1 protein-coding gene and 1 pseudogene are annotated in these 6,839 nt (G+C 72.4%); both read left to right on the top strand.

All coding sequences use genetic code 11. The features are described 5' to 3' along the window. Positions 1-100: 100 nt before the first annotated feature. Positions 101-694, top strand: a complete 594-nt coding sequence (locus CFP66_RS10725; protein ID WP_094922683.1) for a TetR/AcrR family transcriptional regulator — start codon at positions 101-103, stop codon at positions 692-694. Positions 695-1,244: 550 nt separating this feature from the next. Beyond that, positions 1,245-6,839: pseudogene (locus tag CFP66_RS10720) on the top strand (hypothetical protein); the annotation flags it as partial.

Raw genomic sequence — 6,839 nt, 5'->3', positions numbered from 1 at the left:
CGCACGACCTCCCCGGCAACAGCTCGCGCTATGGAGTACGAGTTATGGGACCGACGCTACTATCCTGTACGTCGGCGTACAAGTTGTTAGGATCGCGAACATGGCCACCGCTGACGCCCGTCCGCGCCGGCGTGCGGACGCCGAACGCAACATCGCCCGCATCGTCTCCGCGGCACGAGGCAGCCTGGGCGCCGACCCGGAGGCGACGATCGACGACATCGCCCGAGCCGCCGGGGTGGGGCGGATGACGCTCTACGGCCACTTCTCCAGTCGGGCCGAGCTGGTCGAGGCCGCGGTGGTCGACGGCCTGCGGGCCGGCGAACGGACGCTCTCGGCGGTGGATCTGACCGGGGATGCGCGGCACGCGGTGACCCGGCTGCTCGAGTCGAGCTGGTCCCTGATCGCCGAGTCGATCGCGCTGCTGACCGCCGCCCAGCACACCCTGCCCGCTGCACGGATCCGGGAGCTGCACGCCGGTCCCGCGGCGCGCGTCGAGGAACTCCTGCGTCGCGGCCAGGCCCAGGGCGTGTTCCGCACCGACCTGCCGGTCACCTGGCTCGTCAGCGTGATCCACCAGATTCTGCACGGCGCAGCCGCCGAGGTCCGCGCCGATCGGGTGCAGATCGACGACGCCGGCCGAATGGTCGTCGCAACCGTGCATCCGCTCCTTGCCGCCTCCGCCTCCCCGGTCTAGGCGTACCGAGCATCCGACGAAATTCGACGGGCGGCCCGGCGTGATCTGGTCGGTTCAGCGACCACGGCGAGCGGGTTCAGCGGAACGCTCCACCGTCCGTGATCGTCGGCTTGGTGCAAAGGCGGCGATATCCGGCCGTTCCTGCACCGAACTGGTGATCACGTCACGGTCCTCGCGGCAGTACCTGACGACGAGGCCCCGCGCGATGCCGGTCGCCCTCCGGCGGCCAGGCGCCCGAGGGGCCGGCGGGAGCTGCGCCACCGAGATGTCACCAAGAAGGCATCGGTAGGTCATCCGCGCGGCGTCGGTCGTACGTGCGGTGCCTGCAGTCTCATCGCTGCCCTCGCTGGGCTGTGCTGGTTGCTGACGTGTCGCAACTGGTGCGCAGCGAGGCCCGGTGCGGAACGGCCGCGCAGCGGGTCACTGCCTCAGGCGTGACGTGCAGCGGATCCCCGTGCCTCGGGCGTTCGCGTACCCGTTTCGGTCGCGCGCCCCTCTCTGATCCTTCTTCCTGTTCCGCGTGCTGCGGTGAACGTCTGGAGATTCCGTCATGGGTGTGGTGTCAGTGGGCGCGGGCTTCGGCCCCGCTCGGCGCGCTGACCTCGACGCTGTGCGACTGCGACTCTCGCTCGCGGATCGACTGTGGCAGGCGCTGCGATGGGCCTGCACGCTCGCCGGCGCGGTCGTCGTGCTGTGGGTCGGAGCGGCGTTCCTGACGGCGACCCAGGCGGTCGCGGCTGCGCCGGCGCCCGCTGCGGCGGTGGAGCAGGGTCTGCTGAAGGCGAGTGGCATCAGGCCGGCCGGCGGCGGCGGCGACGGAGGGTCGGGCGGCGACGACTCCGGGTCCGGAGGGTCGGACTCGGGGGGTGAGAAGTCGGACGGGAAGAAGGAGTCGGGCAAGAAGGAGTCGGGCAAGAAGGAGTCGGGCAAGAAGGAGTCGGGCAAGAAGGAGTCGGGCAAGAAGGAGTCGGGCAAGAAGGAGTCGGGCAAGAAGGAGTCGGGCAAGAAGGAGTCGGGCAAGAAGGAGTCGGGCAAGAAGGAGTCGGGCAAGAAGGAGTCGGGCAAGGAGAAGTCGGACAAGAAGGGCGCCGGCGAGAAAGAGTCCAGCAAGAAGGACTCCGACGAGGAGAAGTCCGAGGCGGAGGACTCCGGCAAGCGGCCGAACGACGAGGACCAGGAATCCGACAACGAAAGCCCTGGTTCGAAGAAGCCCGACGCGAAGAAGGCCGACGAGGAGTCCGGAGCGCGGGAGCCCGACGGGGAGAAGCGTTCGGGAGGCAAGGGTTCGGTCGAGAGGGGCTCGACGCAGGACGAGTCGGGCGAGAAGCGCGAGAGGGAGTCCGCCTCCGAGGAGGAGCGGGGAGCCGACCCGGAGAACGAGACGTCGGATCGGCAGGAGGCCCGGGAGCGGACGGCGGACGGCTCGAATGGCCGCGCCGGCCGAGATGAGGCGAGCGAGCGCGACAGCCGGTCCGACTCCGAACGGGTCGACGCTTCCGGGGGGCGCCGTCCGGAGGAGCGCGGTTCGGGCGACGACCGCGAGCGCGGAGGCCACCGGGACTCGCGCTCGCAACCCGGTGAGGAAGACCCTCGCGAGGAGGGCGATCGCGCCGACGAACGAGACAGCGCGGCGGATCGTGAGATCAACCGCGAGTCGTCGTCACGCACGGGTGCTGACGGATCCCCGCGCGCCGAGGACGATCGCGCCGGAGTCGAGGAGACCCCGACTCGAGACGCCGATGGCCGGAAGGCCGCGAGACATCGCGCCGCGGACCGGGATGGCGCGGACGGCGGGGACCGGGCAGCCGGACGCCGGAGCGCCTCGGATCGCGAGCCCGACAGGCGGCACGCGGTCGGTCGGGACGCTGGGAGCCGTGAGGCCGAGGGCCGTCACGCCGCGGACCGGAACGACGCGGGCTGGGACGCGCTGGACCGGGACTCGGCCGCTCGGCGGTCCGAGGTGCGGGACCGGGGGGACGACGACGGCGAAAAGGCCGGTCGCGACCGTTCGCAGCATGCTGACAAGAAAATGGTCGGTTCCGCTGCGCAGGTACGCAGCCGAGCCGGGGATGCGCGGGCGGGGTCGGAGGAAGCGGACGAGCGCGTCCGGAAGATCCGTGACGAGGTCGCGGAGCGCGTCGGTCGCCTCGACCGGGATCGTGAGGACCGCGACAGCGGGCGGCGCGGGTCCGCCCGCGACGATGACGAGCGGTTCGAAGACCGGGGGCGGCCCGACGCGGCCGGCGAGGACACCGGTGACGAGCGCGTGGCGCTCGAACGGCGTTCCGCGGAACGCGGCGAGGAGCGAGGATCTCGCGACCGGACGGAGCTCGCGGAGGAGCTGAGCGGCCGGGCGCGCGAGCGCGCAGGGGAGAGCGGGGCCGAGATCGCGGGAGCGGTCCGCAAGGCCGTTCGAGAACGGGTCCGCGAGCACGATCGGGAGGAGAGCGACCGCGACCGGGCCGCTCAGGACGATGGGCGGCGCACCGCGCACGTCGTCCGGGAGAGGGCCGACGAGGGCGACACCGACGAGGGCGACGACGTCGCTCGCGCCGTGACCGGACTCGTGGAGGAGGCGCTCGACAGCGCTGCCGGAGCGGGGAAGGGGGAGATGCGCCGGGCGGTCGAGGCCACGCGGGACGCGCTCTCGCAGGCATCCGGTGAGGACGAGCCGTCCGGTGGCGCGTGGACGGTCCGGGCCCGGCTCGGTGAGGACGGAGAGCGGAGCAGGGCCGCCCGCCGGTCCGAGCCGGCGCGGTCGTCCCGGCACTCGGACGCTGACAGCCGCGGTCCTCCGTCCGGCGAAGTGGTGATGAGCCTGCTGCGCGAGTCGGCATCCGAGGATGACCGTGATCGCGACGACTCCGATCGCGAGTCCGACGACTCGGCGGAGCGGACCGAGCGGGTGCTCGAAGGTGAGATCGAGCTCGACGGCAGCGAGCGGAAGCTCGAGCGGGCGAAGAAGGACGTCGCGTCGGGCACCTCCACCGGGGCCGAGTACGCCGAGCAGGCGGCGGCACACAGGAAGCTGGAGAGGCAGGTCGAGGCGGATCGGGAGCGGCTGTCGTCCGATCGGGCCGATCTGATCGACGAGGTCGTCGACGGGCACCGGGACCTCTCCGAGAGGGAACAGGAACTGGCCGCCAAGGAGGAGCAGGCCTCGTCGGGCACGACCCGCGAGAAGGCGCACGAGCGCGACGTCGACGAGTTCGAGGCGCAGCGCGACGACGTGTACGACGCCACCGACGAGCTGATGGAGGCCACCGGGCACGACCCGGACGCGGTGTCCGAGGACGACCTGGAGGGCGAGGGATCGGTCTCCGGGTGCGGGTCGAGCGGCGTGTTCGTCGAGTGCGGCGCCGCGACCGAGAACGCCGACGGCGAGCGCGACTCCGACCGGTGCGTGGGCATATCGGGTCTGTCCGGCTGCGGGGCGTCCTCGGAATCGGGCGACAACGAGGCGTCGGCGTCGTGCGACGCGTCCGGCGCCTGCGAGAGCGCGGCCTCGAGCCGCAACGAGGACGGAACGGCCACGCAGGCGTCGGCGCGCTGCACCGGCGACTGCGCGCAGCGTTCCCGGGCCGAGCCGGACCAGGCGTCCGCCGAGTGCGACAGCGCAGGCGGCTCGTGCGAGAGCGACAGTTCCGGCAACGGGCGAGACGGACCCGATGCAGCGGCACAGCTGGCGAGTCTGAGCGGCGACGACTTCGACCGCGACGACTTCGACCGCGACGAGCACATCCGCAGCGGCGCATCGGGCAGCGGGTCGGCGCGGTGCCAGGGCGGCGCCTGTGCGACGTCCAGCTCCGTGGAGCTGGACGAGGACGGTGAGGCGCGGGCCGAGGCCGAGGTCGACTGCGGTGCCGGGTGCACCGGCTCGGCGGCCGGCTCGACCGGCGCGGACCGCGAGTCCGCTACCGCGGACACGGTGAGGGCAGGGACGGCAGCTCCGACATCGGCCGCGAAGTCCGACGCGGGCTGCACGGTCTCGGGCGGCGCGTGCCGTGCGGTGGCGGAGTCCGAGGTCGACGGGGCGGACGACGGCGTCGAGACCGACAGCGCGGCTTCCGTCGAGGTCGACTGCGACGCGGCGGACTGCTCGGGCCGCGGGACGACCGCGACGAGCGGGGCTGCGAGCGGGCTGGCGGCCGGGGCGAGCCGCGGCAGCACGGGCTCCGCGTCGTGCGCGGTCCGCGGCGGTGGGTGTGAGTCCGAGAGCCGCACCGGTACCGAGTCCGCGATCGAGGAGTCCCGGACCGGCGACGACTCGGACGGCGCCTCGGTGCTGTCGGACGGCGACGCGTTCGCGTCGAGCACGACGGGAACGAGCGTCGACTGCGAGGGCGTGGCCGGCTGCACGGGCGAGGGCTCGACGACGACGAGCGCGGAGGCGGGCGGCGCAACGGGCGTCGAGCGGCTCGGTGGGGTTGAGTCCAGCTGCACGGTCACCGCAGGGGCCTGCCACGCCGACAGCCATGCCGTGGCGGACAACGCGGCCGACCACAGCGACCCGTTCGACCAGGCGTCCGGATCGAGCGCCACCGGCGCCCGGTCGACCGGCACCGCCTCCGCCGCTTCGGTGGTCGACTGCACGGGTGTCGTCGGTTGCGGCGGCACGGGCGCGAGCGCCACCCGGGCCACGGGCACCGGGGTCGCAGCCGGCGGCGGGGCTGCCCCGGTCCGCGAGACCACCGGGACGTCGAGCTGCGAGGCCAACGCCACCGGCTGCGTGTCGGACTCCACCTCACGTGTGAGCAACAACCACGAGTCGACCGCCGCCGAGGAGTGGCTCGCCGCGCGTACGGCCGAGTCGACCACCCGCGCCGCCGCGGCCGGGGTCCGCTCCGCTCAGTCCACAGACCCCCAGGCACCGCCTCCGGCTGAGGAGAACGAGAAGACGACCTCGACCGGCGACACCGGCCCGTTGATCGCGTGGAGCGAGGCGCACGCGCAGGTCGCCTGCCAGACCGCCGACTGCTCGGGCCGGGCGGCGAGTGCCACGACCGGCTCCGCGTCCGGCGACGTCGCCTACCGCGACAGCGTCGGCACGACGTCCTGCGAGACCCGGGGCGCGGGCGGCAGATGCAGTGCCGACACCGACACGCTGGTGCAGGACCGCAACGAACCGGTGATGACCGCTCACGGGCCGGTGCACGTCTCCGGACCGGTCAGCGTCTCGCGCTCGAGAGCCGACAGCCGCTGCCCCGTCGGCTCCCTCTCGTGCGGCGGCCGGGCGGCCGGCGAGACCAGTGCGATCGATCTCGGGGTGAGCGAGCGGCGTCGCGGTTCGAACAGCACGGCTGCCTGCACGGTCGCCGGGGGCGGCGGCTGCATCGGCCAGACCACGTCCCAGGCCTCCAGCGCCCCGGAGTTCGTCATCGACGACGCCGTCACCGAGCAGCCGGCCGCGGTGCAGCCGCGCAGCGGACCGTCGGGCAACTCCCGGATGAACGCGGTGCTGGTCGGCTGCGGCATCGGGTGCACCGGCACGGTCAAGGAGGAGATGAACGTCGGCGTCGGCAACGTCGGCGACGGCAACACCGGTGACTACAACGTCGGCAACCTCAACGTGGGCGACCACAACCGGGGCGACCTCAACCGCGGCGACCACAACGTCGGTGACCAGAACGTCGGCGATCACAACGTCGGTGACCTCAACATCGGGAACCACAACGTCGGCAAGCGCAACGTCGGCCACCGCAACCGGGGCGACCTCAACCGAGGTACCGGCAACAAGGGCGACCGCAACCTCGGCAACGGCAATGCCGGCAACGGCAACGTCGGCGACCGCAACCGCGGCCACCGCAACCGGGGCAGCGGGAACGTCGGCGACAACAACCTCGGGAACGGGAACACCGGCAACGCCAACCGGGGCAACAACAACCACGGCAACAACAACCAGGGCCACGGGAACCGGGGCAGCAACAACCAGGGCAACCGCAACGTCGGTGACAGCAACCGGGGCAACGGCAACCGGGGTAACGGGAACCGGGGCAACGGCAACGTCGGTAGCTACAACATCGGCAACGGGAACTTCGGGAGCCGGAACCGGGGCAACCGCAACCGGGGCAACGGCAACGTCGGCGACTCCAACGTCGGCAGCGGGAACGTGGGTAGTTACAACCGGGGTAGCTACAACGTCGGT

This window comes from Pseudonocardia sp. MH-G8, assembly GCF_002262885.1.
Lineage (GTDB): Bacteria > Actinomycetota > Actinomycetes > Mycobacteriales > Pseudonocardiaceae > Pseudonocardia.
This window is presented reverse-complemented; position numbering and strand designations above follow the sequence as displayed.

What these genes read in the sequence shown, in the direction of transcription:
- CFP66_RS10725 (WP_094922683.1), top strand. Translation starts at nt 101, where the DNA reads ATGGCCACCGCTGACGCCCGTCCGCGCCGGCGTGCGGACGCCGAACGC.